At 59.8% G+C, this 18,807-nt stretch carries 22 protein-coding genes and 1 pseudogene; 11 read left to right on the top strand and 12 right to left on the bottom strand.

Annotated elements, in window-relative coordinates:
• Positions 1 to 18: 18 nt before the first annotated feature.
• From GGD63_RS41020 to istA, 4 genes and pseudogenes are all read right to left on the bottom strand, one after another.
• Positions 19 to 213, bottom strand: coding sequence for a hypothetical protein (locus GGD63_RS41020; protein WP_409334107.1), 195 nt, complete (start codon positions 211 to 213; stop codon positions 19 to 21).
• Between the two features lie 64 nt (positions 214 to 277).
• The gene (locus GGD63_RS40305) at positions 278 to 481 is read right to left on the bottom strand and encodes a recombinase family protein (RefSeq protein WP_246785715.1); all 204 of its coding nucleotides are present in this window, start codon (positions 479 to 481) and stop codon (positions 278 to 280) included.
• Complete coding sequence (istB, locus tag GGD63_RS30550; RefSeq protein WP_183247551.1) at positions 478 to 1,341, bottom strand: IS21-like element helper ATPase IstB; 864 nt, start codon at positions 1,339 to 1,341, stop codon at positions 478 to 480. The genes GGD63_RS40305 and istB overlap by 4 nt, the downstream gene beginning before the upstream one ends.
• 8 nt (positions 1,342 to 1,349) lie before the next feature.
• A pseudogene (gene istA / locus GGD63_RS30545) lies at positions 1,350 to 2,840 on the bottom strand (IS21 family transposase); the annotation flags it as partial.
• Between the two features lie 685 nt (positions 2,841 to 3,525).
• Between istA and GGD63_RS30540 the strand changes: the two are divergent.
• Positions 3,526 to 4,104, top strand: coding sequence for a hypothetical protein (locus GGD63_RS30540; protein WP_183247549.1), 579 nt, complete (start codon positions 3,526 to 3,528; stop codon positions 4,102 to 4,104).
• Between the two features lie 391 nt (positions 4,105 to 4,495).
• Here the strand turns inward: GGD63_RS30540 and GGD63_RS30535 are convergent, their stop codons facing one another.
• Together GGD63_RS30535 and GGD63_RS30530 are read right to left on the bottom strand one after the other, a co-directional pair.
• Positions 4,496 to 4,996: a HipA domain-containing protein gene (locus tag GGD63_RS30535; RefSeq protein ID WP_183247547.1), complete on the bottom strand. Its 501-nt coding sequence runs from the start codon at positions 4,994 to 4,996 to the stop codon at positions 4,496 to 4,498.
• 335 nt (positions 4,997 to 5,331) lie between these two features.
• Positions 5,332 to 5,769, bottom strand: coding sequence for a hypothetical protein (locus GGD63_RS30530; protein ID WP_183247545.1), 438 nt, complete (start codon positions 5,767 to 5,769; stop codon positions 5,332 to 5,334).
• 82 nt (positions 5,770 to 5,851) lie between these two features.
• On the opposite strand from GGD63_RS30530, the gene GGD63_RS30525 reads away from it, so the two are divergent.
• The 3 genes from GGD63_RS30525 (at position 5,852) to GGD63_RS30515 (ending at position 7,423) form a co-directional block, all read left to right on the top strand.
• Entirely contained in the window at positions 5,852 to 6,061 is a 210-nt protein-coding gene (locus GGD63_RS30525; RefSeq protein ID WP_183247543.1) for a hypothetical protein, read from the top strand.
• On the top strand, positions 6,058 to 6,549 hold the full coding sequence (locus GGD63_RS30520; RefSeq protein WP_183247542.1) for a hypothetical protein: 492 nt from the start codon (positions 6,058 to 6,060) through the stop codon (positions 6,547 to 6,549). The genes GGD63_RS30525 and GGD63_RS30520 overlap by 4 nt, the downstream gene beginning before the upstream one ends.
• A 205-nt stretch (positions 6,550 to 6,754) precedes the next feature.
• Positions 6,755 to 7,423 carry a hypothetical protein gene (locus GGD63_RS30515; protein WP_183247541.1) on the top strand — a complete coding sequence of 223 codons (669 nt, stop codon included), beginning with the start codon at positions 6,755 to 6,757 and terminating at the stop codon, positions 7,421 to 7,423.
• Between the two features lie 40 nt (positions 7,424 to 7,463).
• Here the strand turns inward: GGD63_RS30515 and GGD63_RS30510 are convergent, their stop codons facing one another.
• From GGD63_RS30510 to GGD63_RS30500, 3 genes are all read right to left on the bottom strand, one after another.
• Positions 7,464 to 7,637 (bottom strand): hypothetical protein, encoded by a 174-nt coding sequence (locus GGD63_RS30510; RefSeq protein ID WP_183247540.1) that lies wholly within the window; start codon positions 7,635 to 7,637, stop codon positions 7,464 to 7,466.
• Positions 7,638 to 7,737: 100 nt separating this feature from the next.
• Positions 7,738 to 8,997 (bottom strand): AAA family ATPase, encoded by a 1,260-nt coding sequence (locus GGD63_RS30505; RefSeq protein ID WP_283812004.1) that lies wholly within the window; start codon positions 8,995 to 8,997, stop codon positions 7,738 to 7,740.
• Positions 8,998 to 9,410: 413 nt separating this feature from the next.
• Complete coding sequence (locus GGD63_RS30500; protein ID WP_183247538.1) at positions 9,411 to 9,887, bottom strand: hypothetical protein; 477 nt, start codon at positions 9,885 to 9,887, stop codon at positions 9,411 to 9,413.
• A 101-nt stretch (positions 9,888 to 9,988) separates the two neighbouring features.
• Between GGD63_RS30500 and GGD63_RS30495 the strand changes: the two genes are divergently transcribed.
• From GGD63_RS30495 to GGD63_RS30485, 3 genes are all read left to right on the top strand, one after another.
• On the top strand, positions 9,989 to 11,092 hold the full coding sequence (locus tag GGD63_RS30495) for an EAL domain-containing protein (protein WP_183247537.1): 1,104 nt from the start codon (positions 9,989 to 9,991) through the stop codon (positions 11,090 to 11,092).
• Between the two features lie 427 nt (positions 11,093 to 11,519).
• Positions 11,520 to 11,780, top strand: a complete 261-nt coding sequence (locus tag GGD63_RS30490) for a hypothetical protein (protein ID WP_183247536.1) — start codon at positions 11,520 to 11,522, stop codon at positions 11,778 to 11,780.
• A 960-nt stretch (positions 11,781 to 12,740) separates the two neighbouring features.
• Complete coding sequence (locus GGD63_RS30485) at positions 12,741 to 13,616, top strand: TauD/TfdA family dioxygenase (protein WP_246785714.1); 876 nt, start codon at positions 12,741 to 12,743, stop codon at positions 13,614 to 13,616.
• A gap of 909 nt (positions 13,617 to 14,525) precedes the next feature.
• On the opposite strand, the gene GGD63_RS30480 is transcribed toward GGD63_RS30485, so the two are convergent.
• The gene (locus GGD63_RS30480) at positions 14,526 to 14,807 is read right to left on the bottom strand and encodes a helix-turn-helix domain-containing protein (protein ID WP_183247532.1); all 282 of its coding nucleotides are present in this window, start codon (positions 14,805 to 14,807) and stop codon (positions 14,526 to 14,528) included.
• 602 nt (positions 14,808 to 15,409) lie between these two features.
• Between GGD63_RS30480 and GGD63_RS30475 the strand changes: the two genes are divergently transcribed.
• The 3 genes from GGD63_RS30475 (at position 15,410) to GGD63_RS30470 (ending at position 16,622) form a co-directional block, all read left to right on the top strand.
• Positions 15,410 to 15,682: a DNA -binding domain-containing protein gene (locus tag GGD63_RS30475; protein WP_183247531.1), complete on the top strand. Its 273-nt coding sequence runs from the start codon at positions 15,410 to 15,412 to the stop codon at positions 15,680 to 15,682.
• A gap of 162 nt (positions 15,683 to 15,844) precedes the next feature.
• Positions 15,845 to 16,039, top strand: coding sequence for a transcriptional regulator domain-containing protein (locus GGD63_RS40300; RefSeq protein WP_246785713.1), 195 nt, complete (start codon positions 15,845 to 15,847; stop codon positions 16,037 to 16,039).
• Between the two features lie 46 nt (positions 16,040 to 16,085).
• Entirely contained in the window at positions 16,086 to 16,622 is a 537-nt protein-coding gene (locus GGD63_RS30470) for a DUF2285 domain-containing protein (RefSeq protein ID WP_183247696.1), read from the top strand.
• 245 nt (positions 16,623 to 16,867) lie between these two features.
• On the opposite strand, the gene GGD63_RS30465 is transcribed toward GGD63_RS30470, so the two are convergent.
• Entirely contained in the window at positions 16,868 to 17,767 is a 900-nt protein-coding gene (locus GGD63_RS30465; protein ID WP_183247529.1) for a LysR family transcriptional regulator, read from the bottom strand.
• A gap of 158 nt (positions 17,768 to 17,925) precedes the next feature.
• On the bottom strand, positions 17,926 to 18,207 hold the full coding sequence (locus GGD63_RS30460) for a helix-turn-helix domain-containing protein (protein WP_183247527.1): 282 nt from the start codon (positions 18,205 to 18,207) through the stop codon (positions 17,926 to 17,928).
• Between GGD63_RS30460 and GGD63_RS30455 the strand changes: the two genes are divergently transcribed.
• Positions 18,206 to 18,484 carry a hypothetical protein gene (locus GGD63_RS30455; RefSeq protein WP_183247524.1) on the top strand — a complete coding sequence of 93 codons (279 nt, stop codon included), beginning with the start codon at positions 18,206 to 18,208 and terminating at the stop codon, positions 18,482 to 18,484. The genes GGD63_RS30460 and GGD63_RS30455 overlap by 2 nt on opposite strands.
• Positions 18,485 to 18,807: the final 323 nt, after the last annotated feature.

The following is an 18,807-nucleotide window of genomic DNA, read 5'->3' as shown; positions in this document are numbered from 1 at the left end:
CGCTTTGAATGGCTTGGATCAATGGAGAGCCAGATCGGTGGCTCGACGGTTCGCTTTGGCAGTTCGGACGGCGCGCGCCCTTGTAAGATCATTGCAGGTTTCTGCGCGGCCACGAAAGCCGCCGAGACGAATTCCTCGCGCCTTAGCGGCCGCCAGTGCCGCCCGGGTCCGCTGGGATATCGCTTGAGCTTCGTTTTCCGCGACGGCGGCCAGAATATGGATTGTTACCGGTTCGCCCGGGGGAAATCGACCGCCTCAATTTCGGTCCCGCTTTCCATCAGGTTAGAACGAAGGCGACGTTTCGAGCCAATCGGTCAAGCTTCGCAATGATTAGAGTGACCCGATGCAGCCGGCACGCCGCAAGAGCTTCCGCAAGCCTTGGGCGGTCGATACGTCGTCCGCTTTCGACCTCGGTGAATTCCGAGACCAGTTCGCCCCGGTCGCATAGGCGCTCAATTTGGGCCAGCCGTTGGGCTGTCAATCGGCTTGCAAATTTGACCCCTCATCGGCGTCCAATTCTGACCCCTTTGCGCGGCGGGGTTTGCTGGTAGCGCTCGTCTCGTCGGAGCTGGCCGGGATAGCGGAGGCGAGACGAGCGCGGATGGCGTGATCGTCGTCGCGGCTTTTGAACCGCCAGCTATCGTTGCCGGTCTCGACAATGTCGCAGTGATGGGTCAACCGGTCGAGCAGCGCGGTGGTCATCTTGGCGTCGCCGAACACGCTCGGCCATTCGCCGAATGCGAGATTGGTGGTCACGATGACGGAGGCGCGCTCATAGAGCCGGCTGACGAGGTGGAAGAGGAGCTGGCCACCGGACTGGGCGAAGGGCAAATAGCCGAGTTCATCCAGCACGATGAAGTCCATCCGGGTCAGATGCTCGGCGAGCCTTCCCTGCCGTCCGTTGCGCGTCTCGGTCTCGAGGCGATTGACGAGGTCGACTACGTTGAAGAAGCGGCCGCGGGCACCGGATCGGATGCAGCTTCTGGCGATGGCAATGGCCAGGTGGGTTTTGCCTGTGCCGGTGCCGCCAACCAGCACGACGTTGCGTTGTTGGGCGATGAAGCCGCCGCCAGCGAGATCATTGACGAGGGTCTGATTGATCGGCGTGCCGTCGAACTGGAAGTCGGCGATGTCCTTGGCAAGCGGCAGCTTGGCAATGGTGAGCTGGTATTTGATCGACCTGGCTTGCTTCTCGTTGATCTCGGCGTTGAGCAGGTCGCCGACAATGCGCTGAGGTTCGTGCTGGCGCTTGACGGCAGTTGCCATGATCTCGTCGAAGGCAGCCTTCATGCCGTAGAGCTTGAGTTCGCCCATGAGATCGAAGATTTGGGTTCGTTCCATCAGACGGTCCTCCGGAGGTTGTCGTAGCGGGCACAATCGGCGATCGGTGCATGACGGAGCGTCAGTGCGGCCGGCGTCATGATGTTGGCCGGTGGGGCGGGTTCACGTTGACGGGCCAGGATATTGAGCACGACATCGGCGGAATGGACGCTGTGACTGAGCGCTTCGGCACAGGCCGCTTCCACCGCGGGCAGACCGTCAGTCAGCACCGCGTTGAGGATGTCGACCATCTGCCGATTGCCATCGTCGGTGCCGGCAAGCTTGCGCCGGATCCGCTCGATCGCGGCCGGCAGCACCCAGTCTTTGAAGGGAGCACCGTTGCGCAAGGCGCCGGGTTTGCGGGCGAGCACCGGCACATAATGCCAAGGGTCGTAGACGGTATCGCCGCGGCCAAAGGATCGCGGGTGCTCGGCAACGATGCGTCCATCCTGACGGATCACGATGCGATCGGCATAGGCTTGAACCTCGACCGGTCGTCCGACTGCGCTGGCTGCGACCGAGTACTTGTTGTTGTCGAAGCGCACCAGGCAGGTCTTCGAGACCGACGCAGGCACCGCATGGAAGCCGTCGAAGCGGCCGGCATAGGGAACGAGTTTGGGGCGTTCGGCTTCGAACACTTCCCAGATCGTCTGATCGACCAGCTCCGGATGGCGATGAGCCTTGGCGTAGGCGATGCATTTGTCGAGCAGCCAGGCATTTAACTCGTCGAGGTTTTTGAACCGCAGCCGCGGCGTGAAGAAGCGTTCCCGGACCAGCCCGACCTGGTTCTCGACCTGCCCCTTCTCCCAGCCCGATGCTGGCGTACAGGCGACCGGATCGACCAGATAGTGGCTGCACATCTGCAGGAAGCGGCGATTGTAGAGACGGCCTTTACCGACGAAGATCGTCTCTACGGCGGTCTTCATGTTGTCGTAGATGCCGCGGCTGCAGGTGCCTTTGAACAGGGCGAACGCCCGGTCGTGGGCGTCGAACACCATCTCCTGCGTCTCCCGCGGATAGGCCCGCACGAACAGCATGCGGCTGTGACAGAGCCGGACATGGGCGGCCTTCACCATCACCGTGGTGCCGCTCAGCAAGACCACCTCGTGGCTCCAGTCGAACTGGTAGGCTTCGCCTGGGGCAAAGCTCAGCGGGACATAAGCGGCCGCGGTCGATTGCCCGCGTTCTTTGCTCCACCGCCTGGCGTAACGCCGCACCGCATCGTAACCGCCGTCTTAGCCGCGGCCGCGCAGCTCTTCGAAGATCCGGATCAACGTCAGCTGTTCACGAGCCGATTTAGCCGCGTTCGCCGCCAGCAAACCGTCAAGCTCTACTGCCCATCGTCCCAGCTTTGGCCGCGGCTGCACCTGCCGCTCGTACTCGAAGGAGGTCTCTCCCGACCTCAACACCTTCCGAACCGTGTTCCGCGACACCTTCAGGTCACGGGCGATCTCCTTGATCGTCTTGCCCTTGATGAAGTGCTCGCGCCGAATCCGGGCAATCGTCTCCACGATCAGCATCCCCCACCACCTGCTTCGTTCCAAAGCAGGCAGCGCAACAGACCAATCTGTAGGGGGTCAATTTTGGACGCCGATCCCCCGGCTTAGGGGGTCAATATTGCAGGCCGAATGACAGTTGGGCCTCTAGCCCGAGCCCGGATCGACCTTGGCGCTGTGTGCTGACGCGATAGCATGCGACGTAATCGGTTGGATTTCACGGGCTGGCCCCAGAACATATTGAGCAAGGGTGGTTACTTTGAATGTCACATTCAGTTGCGGGCCGCTGCAAGGTCCGCTTATCCGCGCGCTGATCATGGGTAGCGCGCGAGCTATTCGCTAAGAGCGCTTACGCTTTGGAGAGCCATTGGGCGGGTTGAGCGATGTCCGCTATCTGACGCTTGCCGGACTCTGACGTGAAACTGCCCGGCTGCGGAAAAGGGCACAACGGACGGCCGGCTGCCGAACGCGCTGCGCCGCCCCTGAAACCCTTCCCGCATTCGACCATCGTGCGCGTTAGGTCTGCCGTAGCTCGGACAGCTGACCTTAGCGCTTAGGTCTAAACGGCCGCGTCAGGCACAGTGGGCGGCGGCACGGTCCGCGGTAGGACAATGCGCCATTGTTCTGGTGAAATCGAAGCGATTTGGTATTCTCACCCGAAGTGATCCATTTAGGAGAGTTTATCATCGTTAACGATCGGAGCTTCGCGATGAATAGACCAGAAACGAAGCAAGTCATTCTCAAGCGCGCAACCGCCGTATGCTCGTTCTTGCTTAGATATTCTTCGCTACAGCAATTTCTTGAGCGTTGCCCCAGTTTAGAGCGTTGGGTGAGCTTCGACCTTTACATCGTTATCAAGTTCGTACTTTTGTTGGCATTCATCTGGTTGCCACATGAGTGGTTATGGGTGGCGGCGATTGTTGCTGCCTACTTGCTGATCGAAATGTTTGTCTATCGATTTGGAACGCTCTTCCGGTTGCCAAATCATCCACGCGCTGAGTCGGTCGAAGAATCTCTTCTATATTTCATCTTCAACATAGGCGAAGTGATCCTTACCTTCACCGTCTTCTATCGTCTGACACCTGGCGTCTGCGAAGCTAACGCAACGCATATTGCTTGTGTGGCTCGCACAATAAGTTGGGCTTGTCTTGTACTCGGTACGGCTGGGTATCCTGACAAAGCAATAGGGGTGGCAGCGCTCCAAGTTGTATTGGATTTTCTGCTTGTTGCTATTTTCCTTAGTACGATTGTTGCGAGGAGCTACCCCAATTCAACTGGGCAATCCTGATGCCGCGGCCTGACCTCACAGGGGCGTCTTTCGAGGCTCGAAGGTGGTGGATAAAGGAGGCAGAATATTCGCTCTGAGTCCATTTTCGAACCCCATTCGCGGGACCCGAATGTCGCATCTACCCGAGCAGCGGAATATTCGGGCTCCGCCGGAACGGCCATCACGGTTCAATGAACGCCCGCTGCGCCCGGATCACGCGCGGCCGGCCTCGACCAGGTCGAACAACCGCTTCAGGTGCGGATGCGCGCTCCAATCGATCCGTCGTTGATCGACTAGGGGCCCGGTAGCCCCGCGGGATTCATAACAGTTACTGGGTCATCGGATTTCAGCGTCCGGAACGGGCGTCGACGGCGTCACGCCTACCTCGCCGACGATCCCGAGCGCGGCGCCTTCATGCCGAGTATTGCTGCACGATCGCTTTGCCTCGCGCCGAGATTCCGTCCAGCATCCTGTCAAGCACCGGTTCTTTCAGGCCCTCGACCCTCACCTCCTTCACGACGTCGCTGAGCGCGTCGGGAATTTTCTCGCCGAGCGCCACCAATCGCGCGATCATCTCGTCGGGATCCATTTTCATCAGTTCCGCCTGGCGTCGCCAATGCCGCGGCAGGACTTCTGAGAACTTATAGTAGCCGCCGATCTTCATCGCCATGCGCAGCCGCCGCCGCTCATGTTCGTCGTCGTCGTAGGGCACGAAGCTCAGGACGTCGTAGAGTGGCGCAAGAAACATCCGCCGGCCCGGGAGGTGGATGACTGAGAAGTTCTTCGCGTGCGCGTCGGTACCGAGCACCAGGAAGCTGAAGGCGATCATGTCAGCGAACGCCACCTTGTCCGCCTCCGGATCGGTAGCGTAGTCGACTTGAGAAACAAACGTTTCGCGCACAACGACGAACACGATTCGGTTTTCAACGCGCTCGAAGTGTCGTTCGAGGACAATCGCTTTGAACTCAAATATGGACTGTCGCTCGGATACCATATCGCAGGCGCCAAGGAGTGGCCGGATCTCGTGAGCGCCGTCGAGTCCATATATTCCGAGCGGATCGACAAGCTACTCGCGCGAATGCAGCAGAAGACCGGGCACGAATGGGCCCTCCGAAGCGGTCCGGCGCCTGAGGAGTGACCGAAAACCCGAGGGGCGGCGTACGAAAAAAACCAACTACAGTCCGATTGATCGCGTAAGGGCGCAACCGCCTAACTAGACACGTTCCCCCGGAAAGCGCAGGGGTCATATCAATAGTTGTCGAGCCGCTTGTCCGCATTCAGCTTGTTATGGGACGACCCGAAGACGGCAGGGCGCGTCATCGTAACTCCTCCGAAGCTCGCCGTGACTTGGCCCGATGCCAGTTGTCCGCTCGGGTCCATTGCGGCGGCGACAAAGTAGGTTCGCTTGTTTTTCTCGGAGAGCCACGTCTGCTGGACGACACCCGTGGTCCAGACTTCGATCTCCGGGCCGTACGAGCGGTAGGTGCAAGAGCATTCGGGATCCGTCATCGTGGCCGTCGCGGACATCCTGAACTTGCCGACGTCGAAGCCCATCGTCGCGAAGAATCGGGCGAGGCGGTACGCGAGAGCCAGGTTGCCGTCGCCGTCGAACTTCAATGTCGTCACCGAGTCGTCACGGCCATCGGGCTTTCCGTCGACGACGTGCAGCGGGCCGGCCCAGATCATCTGATCCGTCTTGTGGGTCTTTCGATCGAACCAAGCCTGCGCGACGGGCCAGGAAGCGTCGACGAACGCGCCCGCAACCCGCTTGCCGACGGTCGAAGCAGCGCGCGCCCGCCAGCAAGCCGCCGATGACGGGCTTGGAGAGCTTGCCTCGCTCTTCCGGTACGAAATCCTCGACCCGGGCGCCCACGGTCAAAAGCTTTTGCTCCACGGCAGTGCGGCCGGCGGCGGAGAAACCTTCGCTCACGGGGATGGCAGCGACCGCCGCCAGGCCCAAAAGGGCATCGTCACATGACGGGCAAGTGGTCGACGCCAGGCGTGCCGCACAAGGGCTGGGTTTGCGATGGCGTCGAAGACCTTGGCGCTCCGGATGCCGTCTGCGAGATGTGCGAGTCGCAGGACATCCGCTACGTCCATTCGATGTCGCATCCCGACTACGAGGGCGTCCTCGACGTCGGGTGCGTCTGCGCCGAACGCATGGAGGACGACTATGTCGGGCCGCGACGCCGCGAACGCGCACTGAGAGGGGCCGCTCGACGCAAGAGCCGCTGGCTCGACCGCCGCTGGAGGATCTCGTCGCTTGGCAACAGCTTCGTCAATACCGATGGATTCAACATCACTATCTTCCAGAACGGGGATGGTTCATGGGGCGGCAGGCTCACTGAAAAAGCGACAGGACGCTTCGTTACGGCGAGACGGCGATATGAATCCGAAGCGAAGGCCAAGCTGGCCGCGTTCGACGGCATGATCTTCCTGAAAGATAGACGTGGTTGGGGTGGATAGGGCGGCGTCTGTCGGTCCGTTACGTTTCGTCCGGTCGGTTTGTCGAATCGGTTTCCCCGCAACTCACCGATCCGGTTCAAGAGTCGCTCGTCCATCCCAACAAATATTTTTCTGTCAGTATCTGCATGAACATAGCTGGTTCGTGGGAGCCGCCGGGGCGTAGGATTCCACACGATTCGAACCGTCCATCCACAGGCGAACGACGATGGCATCCAACTCGGAATGGCACGCTGCGGCGCGCCACTTGCGCGAAATTTGGGAGCACAAGGCTTGGCCCGACCAGCCGCTCGGTCCGGGTTGGACCACTGCATTCTCCGATTGGATCGAGAAGTTCGGTTTCGGGCGCGTCGCGGACGCTATGCAGATGGCATCGGCTCCTCGTTTCTCGGAGGACGGCGAGCGCTTGCCTCCAGACATTCGGGACATTCCGAGATACGCCGCAGTAGAGCACGCCGAGGATGGGGAGCCCGGGATGAAGGGTTGCTATCTCGTCCGCGGAAGGATGCGCGTGAAATTCTACTGCTCGGAAAGCGACGACGAAGTCCTAATGCTGCTAAGGCGCGCAATGCGCGCGGGGGTTTCAGAATCGGCAATGCACCATGCGGTCGATGACAACACCACGCTCGAGAACTGCTTTGCAGCGATGGGCATCGATCGGATTGAGTTCCGGATTACCATGGGGCACCCGATCGTCGACCTGCGGCCCAAAGGACAGCAGGTCTTCGTGCGAACAGAAGATCCGGAGTGGCAGATCTGGGACGCGTACCGCCGGCGTACGACGGGTAAGGGCGCGCCGATAAGCAACCGCGGGGGCTGGTATTTTCCCAGCCGTCTGCCACCGGCGGATCCCGCGCCTAAGAAGGCGAGGCGGTGAACCCCGCGCCAGAGGACGATCAGCTCGCGCCGCGCGCTGTTCAATCTTCGTGGTCAGCGTCCTTTCCCTTAGATTTCTCGGCTGCTTCGACGATCGCCTGCCGTCTGGCGATCCCCCTGCGAAGTCGCTGTTTGGCGCACATGCGCGCAAGGATTCGGACGATGGTCTGAGCCGGCGTAGACTCTTCGGGCGGCGTCGGGTTGATGATCTTCATGACGGCACCGCTTCGGCGAGGATGCCGACGTTCCGGCAGCGCCGACCGGTCGCGATCCCGACCGACACGCTGGTCTCGGCTCGAAAGATGAATCCTTGGATCATGGAGGCATCGTTCTCGCCGCCGGGTCGAAGCCAGCGACGTTGGTTCGTGTCGACGCGAGGATGGACGCCACCGCAGTGCCGTTGATCCGCCCGCGATCGAAGAGCGTGATCGCCACGGTTTCGAGTGCGGCCCGGTGTCTGGCCAGCAGCGACCGAACGGCGCGGTCGGCTTTTTCGAGTTCGGCATTGGCCGCGGTCCTGACCCCGCGGAAGGACAGGAGATCGTCGGTCTCATCGGTGCCGCCGAGGTAGAGCAGAGGCGCCCATCCGGCCAAGCCTAGAGACCCGACCATCGATGCGGCGAGAGCGGCCGCCTTTTCCAGATCGGAACCACGGCGGCCGCCGGCGCCGTGCGATATGGATCCGCAAAGCATGTGCTCACCGACGCGCCCGGCAAGCAGCACCTGAAGCCGGCGATGGTAGTCCGCATAGGTGCCTTCTAGCTCGGGACCGAGGTGCCTGACGACGGCGCCGGTACGATCACGCATGTTCGTCAGTACGGCGTGAACTCCGTCGGGACCGAAAAGCACGACGTCGGCCACGATGTGCGCCGCCTCGTGGATCGCGGCCCGCCGGCGCGTCCGGTCGTCCAGTTCCTCGCCGTCGCCGACCGCACCGAGCAGGTCCCGCATCGAGAGAGGTCTTTGCCCGCCGCGGGCGACCCGACGCGCATCCTTGACGATGCGCTCGACGTCGGCGCCGACCATGCCCAACGAGAGCTCGGCGAGCGGCGTCAAATCCTCGTTCAATAGGTCGCTCTGCAATCGCACCCGGAACATTCGTTCAAGCTCGGTGACGTCGGGAAAGCCGATCCTGATGATCTTGTCCAAGCGCCCAGCTCGCAAAAGTGCGGGGTCGCAGCGCGATAGGTCGTTGCTGCAGCCAACGATCAGGACGCCTTCGCGTCCCTTAACGCCGTCGATCTCGGCCAATACGGCGTTCACGACCTGAATGGAATCATCCCGGTGGGAATGCGCCATCGCATCGCGGCGACCGATGCTGTCACATTCATCGATGAATATGCAGGCTGGCGCATTGGCGCGTGCCTCATCGAAGCTCTTTTTCATGGCGCGGAGCAGATGACCCAAGTGGCCCTCTCCCGAGCTCTGCCAAGCGGCCAGGTTCGCGTCGCCGACCATGTACAGTCCCGCCTCGGCACAGAATACGGAGGCGAAGGTCATCTTCCCACATCCGGCGGGCCCTTCGAGGGCGACGCCGGACGAGACTGCGCTCCAGGGGGGCGCCCCTCCTTCCATGCTTGGATATCCGCGATCGTGTCCTTCGCCCATGCGCGCGCTTCGCCGAGCCCGTGGAGGTCGGCGAGGGTGAGGTCGCGCGAACCCGCCTTCGCTTTCTTCATGACGGCGAGGCGGCGAAGTTCGTCGACGCATTGCTTCGGTGTGCGGTCGAAGCGGATGGCGACGACGATATCCGCAGCCTTGAGGGTTTCGACGCATCGCTTGCCGGTAATGATCCGGATGGTTCGGGCCGATCGTGGCGGCGTCGAAGCACGGGAATTCGATGTGGGCAGTCGCGGCCTTCAGGCAGTCCGGCAGGTGCGAACGCGCGTGCGGCGACACGCCGAAGAAGGGCAGGGCGAGCGAGAGCGCGTGAAGGGTGGCCTTCTCGTTCTCTACAAGGGCATTGCCTTTGGGTGGTTCGCGGACCGTCATGTGAAGGACGTCGCTGTTCCGCTCCGCTTGAATCCTTCGTGGGCGACGTCGATCCTCTGCCCGTCGTCGAACAGAACTTCACGCCAGGCGTGCCAGACCCGATCCAGCGTCCGGGCATCGGCGACGTCGATCAGAACGGTAGGGGCCCCGTTGCGGATCTGCGCGAGCAGCTCCGGCCGTTCGTCGAACATGCGGGCCATCAAAAGATCGGTCGCGACGCGGCCGGCATCGGCCGGCACATCCCGCTTGCGACGCGTGGGACGTACGTCCGTCTCTTCGTCGTAATCGGGCAGATCGATGGCCTGATGCCGAAGAGCGGCGAAGCCGTAGCCGGAACGTTTCGAGCTCGACTTTTTGCGAGCGACGTGCTGTCGACTTGTCTGAGGGATTGAGAAAACGCACCGAAGCCCGCCACAGGCGTCGGTAGGCGGCGAGTTCGAGAGGACCCATGCCCGCTCTGAGCGCATTTTCATCAACGCGCCCGACGGAATAGATCACGCGTCGTCTCCGCCCTTCGAAGGATTCGAAGGAAGAGAGCGCGGCGGACACCTCCCGGGGTCATCTGCGCGCTTTCATGAGCGAGGTGCTCGAGGATCTCGGCTTCGTCACCAGCGAATGCAGCAGTGCGAACGAGCTGGAAGCTATACTCGCCGCCGATCTGCCGGACCTTGTCCTGCTTGGCATTGCCGCCGATCGCGTCGAACCTGGCCAGTTTCTGGAAGTTCTCGTACGCACGGGATTCGAGGGCAAGGTTCTGGCTGTCGGCGCCCCAGATTCGATTATCGTAAAGGCGGTACAGCAGGTCGGCGAGGAATATGGGCTTGGGATGCTGCCACCGCTCACAACGCCCTTTGCTGCCGGCACACTCCGCGAGCGCGTGGCGATGCTGCTGCCCGAGGAGCCGGCCCCGAGCCCGGCGGTGCATGTCGGCGAGGCGCTGCATGGGGGCTGGCTCGAGCTCTGGTACCAGTCGAAAATCGACGCGCGCTCGCTGGTTCGCCGTGGCGCCGAGGCGAAGGTGCGCATGCGGCACCCGACCTGGGGCGTGGTCCCGCCAGCCTACTTCATCCCGGAGGGACATGATCCTTATTTCAGCGCCTTATCCGAGTTCGTGATCGAGCGCGCCCTGCAGGACTGGCATTATCTCTTGGAACGGCAGAGAGCGGTCGATCTATCGGTCAACCTGCCGGCGCCGTATCTGAGAAAGCCGCAGGCCGTCCGCGACCTCTGCCGCCGGATGCCGATGCATCCGGCCTTTGGCGGGCTGACGATTGAGATCGCCAGCGATGAGGCGATCCGCGACCTCGAGTTTTTGGCCGAGATCGCTCGCGAAATGAGCTTCCACAATATCGCTCTGTCGATCGACAATCTGGGCGCCAACTGGCCGGAGCTGATGGGACTGGACAGAATTCCTTTCACCAAGCTGAAAGCCGACCGGCAATTCGTGGCCGGCTGCGGCAATGACCGGCTAAAACGCACGGTGTGCCGTCACATCGTCGAGCTCGCGCAGGGCTACGGCGCGCGCGCCATCGCTGAAGGCATCGAGAGCGGGGCTGATCTGGCGGCGGTGAGCGAGCTCGGGTTCGACCTCGTCCAGGGCTATCTGTTTGGCAAGCCGATGCCGCTGAAGAAGTTTGCTAAAAGCGCATTGACACCGACCGTGATAAAGCAGGAGTGAGGGCGTGAACACTTACCGCGTGAAGAACGCGCAAACGACCAACAGCGCTGCCGCGGCGACTAGCTCCAGGCAATCGGTCCGTGCCGTCCGCTGTGTTCATAAGCCACGCGATTAGTCTGATGCTCGCACGCATTAGCGACAAAGGCATGTAAACATCAGGTCTAGTCTATTGCCGCAATTGAACGAGTATCCACGTATTTTCATCTACGTATTGAGGATACGTCATGTCGTGTAGCTCTCGGGCACTGAGATCACGCGTCCATAGGGAATTGGGCGGCGCGCTCGTGGAAAAGCTTCTGTTGGTGCTACGGCTTCCAGTCTGGAGCCGGTGATTACCTAAGCCGGGATGGAGCCAGTCTGAATCGATTTTGGGAATCTCCAATCAACGCGTTTCTGATTCACCAAGGTGGCTGGATAGGAGTCCGGCATGGATGGGCAAGCCATATTCTCTGGATTTTCTTCTCTGGATTTTCGAAAGAGTGTGGTAGCCGCGATTGAGGGCGGTTTGTCCCGCAATCGTGCCGCCGAGCAGTTTGGGGGGCAGCAGCACGGCGATTGGCTGCTAGAAGCGGGTCGACGAGACAGCAACGTTGAGCCCAGCAAGATCGGTGGCCACAAGCCAAAGGCGATCTCGGGCGAGTATGCTGAAATCGGCGGCTTTGATCCGTTGCGACAGCCAGACCTATAAGGAAATAGATTCCGGCTTATGATCTGTAGTTCGGCGTGGCATTCAGTGCCGTGCGCTCACGGCGAGGCAAAAATAGCCGTCCGGAATTTGCTGCTTGCAGTCTGAAAGCGCCGAGACGCGTTACCGTCTCCTCTGCGCGCTGTTTCCGTTGTGTGTGCTCAACTGCCACGAAACCAAACAGCATGCAGTTCGTAAGAGGCATTTACGTCTCGAGGTGGACCAAACGCAGGTCATCGCCGCAACAGCCTGAATTGGTGCCGCATGCAAGTTTCGAAAATTGAGGGATTAAGTCCGTTGTTAAACTGCCTCGGAAGTTGCAGCGTTCTTGTTTTGCGCTTCTCCCGCTAGTCCAAGGCACGGCAGCAAGTGATCAGCTGAAGAAACATGTCGCGCATTGAACAACTCCAAATCGCAAAAAAATGATCGACAACCCGTTGAAGTAGTTAGTTACGTGAGATACATCGTTAGGTAGTTAATGCTCTCGAGACGGTGGGTCCTGTCCGCTTCGCGAGCGCATGCCGCGAACCAGTTCTAATCTTCGTCTGCGCATGAGGTCGCACGGGTAATGAGGACGACGCAGTCGTTGTTCGAGGATTTTCCAAGCATCAGTTCTGAGACGAGGCGAACCTTACGCGAGCTCGAAAAGAAAGCTGGTTTCGTTTCATGGACTGGACATGGATAGCGTCTATGATCTGCACTGTTCGATCAGGCTAAAAATCGATGTGGTGGCATGCACGTGTCCTTTGAGAACTGCACTAGCCGTGTCGACGCGCAGAGGAAGTTGGATTCTAAAATGCTGTTGGTGTGTATCAGAGTGCAGCCGCCTGATTGAGCAGTAGTGACCACGCTCAGGCAATTCGGCTGCGTATCATCGAGACTGTCTTGCCGGGTTGTCGCCAGGCGCGACCACCACGGAGCGTGTTTAGACATCCAGAGAGAGGCACCGTCATGAGTGGAACTATGGCTGTTGATAACATCATTCTGCGAGCAAACGTCGTCAAATACGCGGACCGGCTTGGTGCCGAAATCAAGAACATCACGCTGTCTGACGATTTGCCTGACGATGTCATCGTAGCGTTCCGCCAGCTGCTGCTGGAGCATAAGGTCATTTTCTTCCGTGATCAGGACCATCTCGACGATGCCCAACAACAGCGTTTCGTGCTCCGGCTCGGCTCGCTGACACCGAATTTGACAATGGCGGACACAATGGACGGTTTAGCGATCCGGCCGGAGCTGCCTGATCGCCCCTGGACTGATCTCAATCAGATGCACGATGAGCCCGTCCGCACAGCGATCTCGGTGCTGCGGCTCGCAGCGGTCCCGACTTTTGGCGGTGACATTGCTTGGTCGAGTAGGGCGGCCGCTTACCTTGATCTTCCCGATTCCCTGCGGATGCTAGCAGATAATCTCTGGGCTGTGAGCTTCGGCCTATCTGATCTCACTGCGCCAGAGAAGACCACAGAACCCAACGAGCGGCCTTGGTGCGGCGTATCCACCGGAACGATATACGAAACGGCACATCCGATTGTTCGTGTTCATCCCGAGACCGGCGATCGTATGCTCTCGCTCGGTCGTTCCGTAAAGAACTTCGTCGGCATGCAGCGCTATCCCAGCCAAAGACTGTTTGAACGGCTGCAATCCTATCTCATCGCGCCCCGGAATACCCTGTGCTGGAACTGGAAATCAGGCGACGTCGTCATCTGGGACAACCGCGCGACTGAGCCGTACCCCGTTAGCAAATCCAGCAGCCCGCACTGGATGGTGGACCAGTTTGCGATTGACACCCGCGTACCGCACGTGAAGTCGTCGAAAACAAGGGCGGCAAAGGCTGCCTGACATTGTCCACATCTGCCGGATCACGTCAGACGCCTGGAGACCCGGCTCCAAGGTGCGGCCCTGCAATGTCGCGGCGCCGCCCGTCTTGTGCGCGAGGAACCGGCTCACGGGCGCAGCTGCCACTTGCTAGGCTTCTAGCGCGCCCAATAGCTTCAATCTTTAGGCATCGTCTCTGCGCCCCGGTCAAACCGATGACGCTGCATTTTTGAAGATCTGATGCATCCGTTGGCTGTCGCTACGCGAGCAGCTCGCTTATCGACTCGGGATAGTCAGGCCCGACGTGCTCACACGAAAATTCAGACATATTCGTCAAGTGCGAGGCGTCAGATGGCCCTGATTCACATCGCGCCGCCGACAGAAACAATCCCGCTGGTGATCGTGCGGGCGTCTTAAGTGCCCACGGAGAAGCATCAATCGAGCCTTCCAGAAGCCCCTAAATTGCGGCCCTGCAAGCGCATCGCAACTCCCGATCTTCGGCCGGCGGCAAGGCTCATCCTCGAGTCGTACACCAGCTTGATCCTTCGCCCGACAGCTCTGGAGGACGGATTTGCTCCCATGCTCTTGCGCACCACATTAGCAAGTCCCTCCATGGCCTTGCGGAAGTCTTTCAGTTGGGGCCATTGCGATCACCCGAGCCCAAGAATGACAAACCGACCAAAGCTCTAAACGGACTCTTCGCAAACCTCGGTTTCAAGCGACCCTCGGTAGGATTACGCGAGCGGCGCAAGCCCTCAGTTCGAAGATGCTCGGCCTTATAACAGGCCGCTCCGAGGGAGCGCTAAGCGGAACTCTGCTGAGAGTACATCGGCTGGAGCAGGAGATCGGCGGCGTCGGCTGTCAATCGATGAAGCACGTGGGCCGCTCCGGCTCGATTCCGCCCAAGCGTTAGCCGAAAAGTGGCTCGCATAATTACGTCTTGTTTCGGCCAAGCCGTGCTGGCTTGCGCCCTCTGGACATCGGCTTGGGAGGCATTGCACCTTTAGCCGGCTGTGTGAATAATTCGGACAAGTGAATACCTAAGGTCCTGGCGATGCGTTCCAAGAGATCAATAGTCGGGTTCTCTTTCTTCTGCTCAATGCGCCCCATGTAAGAGCGGTCGATCCCGGCATCATAGGCCAATTGGTCTTGCGGAATGCCGCGCTCTACGCGGATCCGGCGCACATTCCAGGCCACAAGCGCACGAGCGTTCATGCGCAGAGGCAGCCATTCCGATGATTATGAAACCACTGGTTATAGCCAGACTATTACAATAAGCTCGCACCCAGCGATGGCTGTCCTCTCCAATTGCTTCGAGAAATCAGGCAATGGTGAGGTGCTGACGCCGGTAGCGTGCCGTCTTCTTGTTGACCATCGCAAGCCATTCCGGCGGGGAAATAGCTTGCGACTCATACCAGATAACGAACCGCGCTCAGCGCTGTTTTCCGCGCACCGCGAATAGGACGAATGTTCAACTAGGGCTCGAAAGGGAAACGAATATTCTCCGGTTGGCTGGTTCTGGCTATCGCCTTTCACGCGTGCGATCGGGGCGGTCACCACGAACCATGGTGTCCTTCCGCCAGAACGGCAAGGACTCTGGTTGCGGGGGGCATGTGCAATCGCCTCCAGTATCGACCGCGATGAACAAGAAGGCGCAGCATGGAGCCAACAGGCCAATGTGAGCCGATATGCGATTGCCGTCTTGGCGCAAAAAGGAGATTGGCGTGCGGCTATTGTGTAGGTACCAAGGCGATCTGAAATTAGCTAGCGTTGCTCTGATTTTGGTAGATTTTTCAGCTGGGTAGGAGTTTCAAGCAGTGCCAGCAGAGCCGAAGATCGCAGAATTGGCGCCCAGCGTCGACGAGCTCACGTCCTATGACAGGGAGCACGCTGTTGCCTACATGCGACTTCTTGATGCCGACGCTGCCAAGGCAGATTGGCGTGAAGTTGCGCGCATCGTGCTTGGGCTTGACCCGACCGTTGACCCGGATCGAGCGCGACGCACGTTCGAAAGTCATTTGACGCGGGCCAAGTGGCTAGCGGGCAAGGGCTATCGTGATCTGCTACGTAGCGGTTGGCCAAAACAATGATCAGCGCGGATGTCGAGGTCGTCGCAATCGTCGCAATCGCAAAAGTTGATTGTTCCATCGATTAGTTGCGTGGAAGACGCGCACACGGTAAGGAAGCACCGGAAAGCGCCACAATCATCGGCTGCATTTCGCCGCGTCTGAAGATTGTGCGGGAAAGGTGCAATGGCGGATACTGACTGGAGATCTGAGGAAGCGTACAGCGGCCTGAAAACGGCAGATGCTGCCGACCTGGCCTGGGAGTGGCTGCGCCGGGATCGCGACTACCAAGAGGATTATAAGCGGTTATCTCGCCGCCAACGTTCAAGCGCAGCGGCGGGCGAGTTCCGACGCAAGTGGGGGCTCTCGTTTTCCTGCTGATCCGCAAAGGACTTTCGACAAACAAGCAGTCTTTTGGGCACCTGAGGTGCTGCCGACCGTACTGGCTGTGCGGACGGCTGGCCGCATTGCGCCCAAAAACGATCAGCTCGATTTCGACAATCTGCCGGGCGGCGAGCTTCGCCGTGCGCCGGATGGATGGCATGCGATCGTGCCGCTCGGGGGTACGGAGCATCGTCTTTGGCTAAGAGAGCTTCCGGCGAGCGGATATGCTGTCGTCGTTGATCTGCCGCTCGATGCCGATTTCGAGCTTCGCCTGGGGGCCGCACGTCGATTTTGGCTTGCCCTTGAGCGTCGGGCGCTCGTAGAGCCGCCACTTGCTTTGCCTGCTTTGAAGCGGCGTCGGCTGATCCTGGCGTTGCGCGCAATCGATGGATGGCAGGAAGGAAATAGCTATCGCCAAATCGCGCAAGGCCTGTTTGGAAGTCATCGTATTGCCGAGCGCGCCTGGAAAACAGACGATTTGCGCAGCCGAACGATTCGACTTGTTAAGCTGGGGCAGCGCCTCATGCGCCTGCGCTGGCGAGCATTGCTCGGCAAACGCAGGGGCAGGGGTGACAAGTAGTGGGTTGCTGCGCGACAAATGGCCTACATTCCGTGCTGCCAGCCAATTCTTCCGCTGCCTGGCACGATGGTGGATAGGAAAAAGTCTTTGCGCTCCGATATCTCATTGTTGCCGTCTTGATTGCTGCAACGGAGGGGCGCCATCTCCGTAGGCGTTGCGGATTATGCTTGAATAGATTTTTTAATTTTAGCGCCCCTCGACCCGAACATTGATCTCTCGCTGCACCGATTGAGGGACCGCTAACCTCAGGCAGCCTGCGCAAGTACAACCTTCTTGCAAAGACGAGCCAGCCATCGGCAAAAAGAACGTGCGATCTCGGGGTGCGCGCTGCGATCTACGGCATAAGCGCGATATTGCATGCCACTCGGAGTGCGGGTGCCAGGGATGATTTGCAAAGCGCCCCCTCTGACCAGATCTCCGACGATGATTTCTGGCGCGACAAGAAGGCATTTTCCCGTCATGACTGCCGGTAAAGCAAGATAGTTGTGATCATACCGGGCGCCCACTCGTATGTCGCTCGAAGACAGATTCATGGCTCTCAGCCATGTCGGCAGGATGTCGGGGCGGGATGTGACGTTCAGTATCGGGGTTGAGCGAACAATCGAGAGCTCTCGGCCCCCGACCAGATTTGGCGGGCCGACGCACACCAGTTCCTCTTTGTAAATCTCCCAACTGTCGGCGGGTTCGATGACGGAAAGATCCCGCGTAATCAAAATATCGAAATCATCCGAAGATGTCGGGTGCGCCAGCGAGCTGATAATGTCCACGATAACGCCACCCGCTTCAGAAGAGAAAGTCTGCAGATTTGGAATAAGGAGAGAGAAAGCAAAGGTCGATAGTGAGGTGCGGACCACGATCCGATTCGTTCCTGCGCCTGCGCGGCGTCGCATTCTCTTCGCCGTGAAGCTGACGGTTTCGAGCGGTTCAGACACTGCGTTTGCGAAGAGCCTTCCGAACTCGGTCAATCGTCCACGCCGCTCGATGAGGTCAGCCCCCAGATAATCCCGCAGTACAGCCAAATAACGGCTGACCGAACTTTGCGTTGTCCCCAAACTGGTGGCCGCGCGCGTGACGCTGCCTTCGCGGGCGACGGTCACAAACGCACGGATGGCATTTAGAGGAACTTCATCGTCTCGAGCCGCCATTGTCTGCTCCGGCGCCAGAATCAAAGTCCATCACAATATTCGATGTCCATGGCCGGATCGCTGCGTATCCGCGTCAGCCGCGCATAAAATCCTCGTGGGGGCGCGATGCCTACGCCGGGAGCGCAGGACATCAGTGTCTCAGCTGGTGTTTGCCGGGCTTAGGTCCTTTTGCCGCGTTTGGGCTTCGGCTTGCGGCCTTTAGGTAAGGTCGCGGGTGGCGGGGCGCCCTTGGATGGCCGAACAAACAGTTCGGAGACAGCTACGCCGAGCGTCTCGGCAAGGCGATCAAGAAGATCGACTGTCGGGTTCGCTTGTTGGCGCTCAAGTCCGCTCATGTAGGAGCGATCAACTCCCGCATCGTAAGCCAATTGCTCCTGCGGCATACCGCGCTGGACGCGGATCCGGCGCACATTGTAAGCCACAAGCGCACGAGCTCTCATGCGCAAAAGCAGCCATTTCGACGGTCATCAAACCACTGGCTATAACCTACATAAAAAGATCACCGGATTGGGAGGCATGCGAGCCACCGTATCGCCTTTCCCGGACGCTACCGGGGCGGCCCGCACATGCGCCGGTATGTCGACCGTCTTTCAATTCGCGGCGGCGCAGGTTTTCCCGGCACTGGCCGAAGCTCACCCGAACTGCTGCCTAGGCAGCGGTTCGATTCGGCGGCCAATTCGCACGAACGGCCTCGAGGCAAACAAAGATCCTGGCTAAGCGAGGCGATGCTCCTCCATTCATCGAAATGGAGTTGCAGCTCCGATGAAATGAGCTGGCGCAGCCGATCGCGATCGCGGTGACGCCGTTCAGGCGTCTTTATAGCGATCTTTATCCCTGGATCAGCGCAGACGGCGCGTTTCAGGGACCCCAATCTTGTTCATTCTCTGGACTCAGAGAATTTCGTCTACCGGTCAACATCTTTGTGGACGTTCCCCAGGCCGCCATGGTCGTGTCCCCGGTGATGGTGTAGCTCGGTAGAGCAAAGCCGTCCGCACGCGCGCCCTCCCATGGCGCCGTAGCGGGCGGGCGGCTTTGCGGTG

This window comes from Bradyrhizobium sp. cir1 (genome assembly GCF_014198245.1).
Classification (GTDB): domain Bacteria; phylum Pseudomonadota; class Alphaproteobacteria; order Rhizobiales; family Xanthobacteraceae; genus Bradyrhizobium.
The sequence above is the reverse complement of the archived record's forward strand: the minus strand, read 5'-3'. Positions and strand labels throughout refer to the sequence as shown.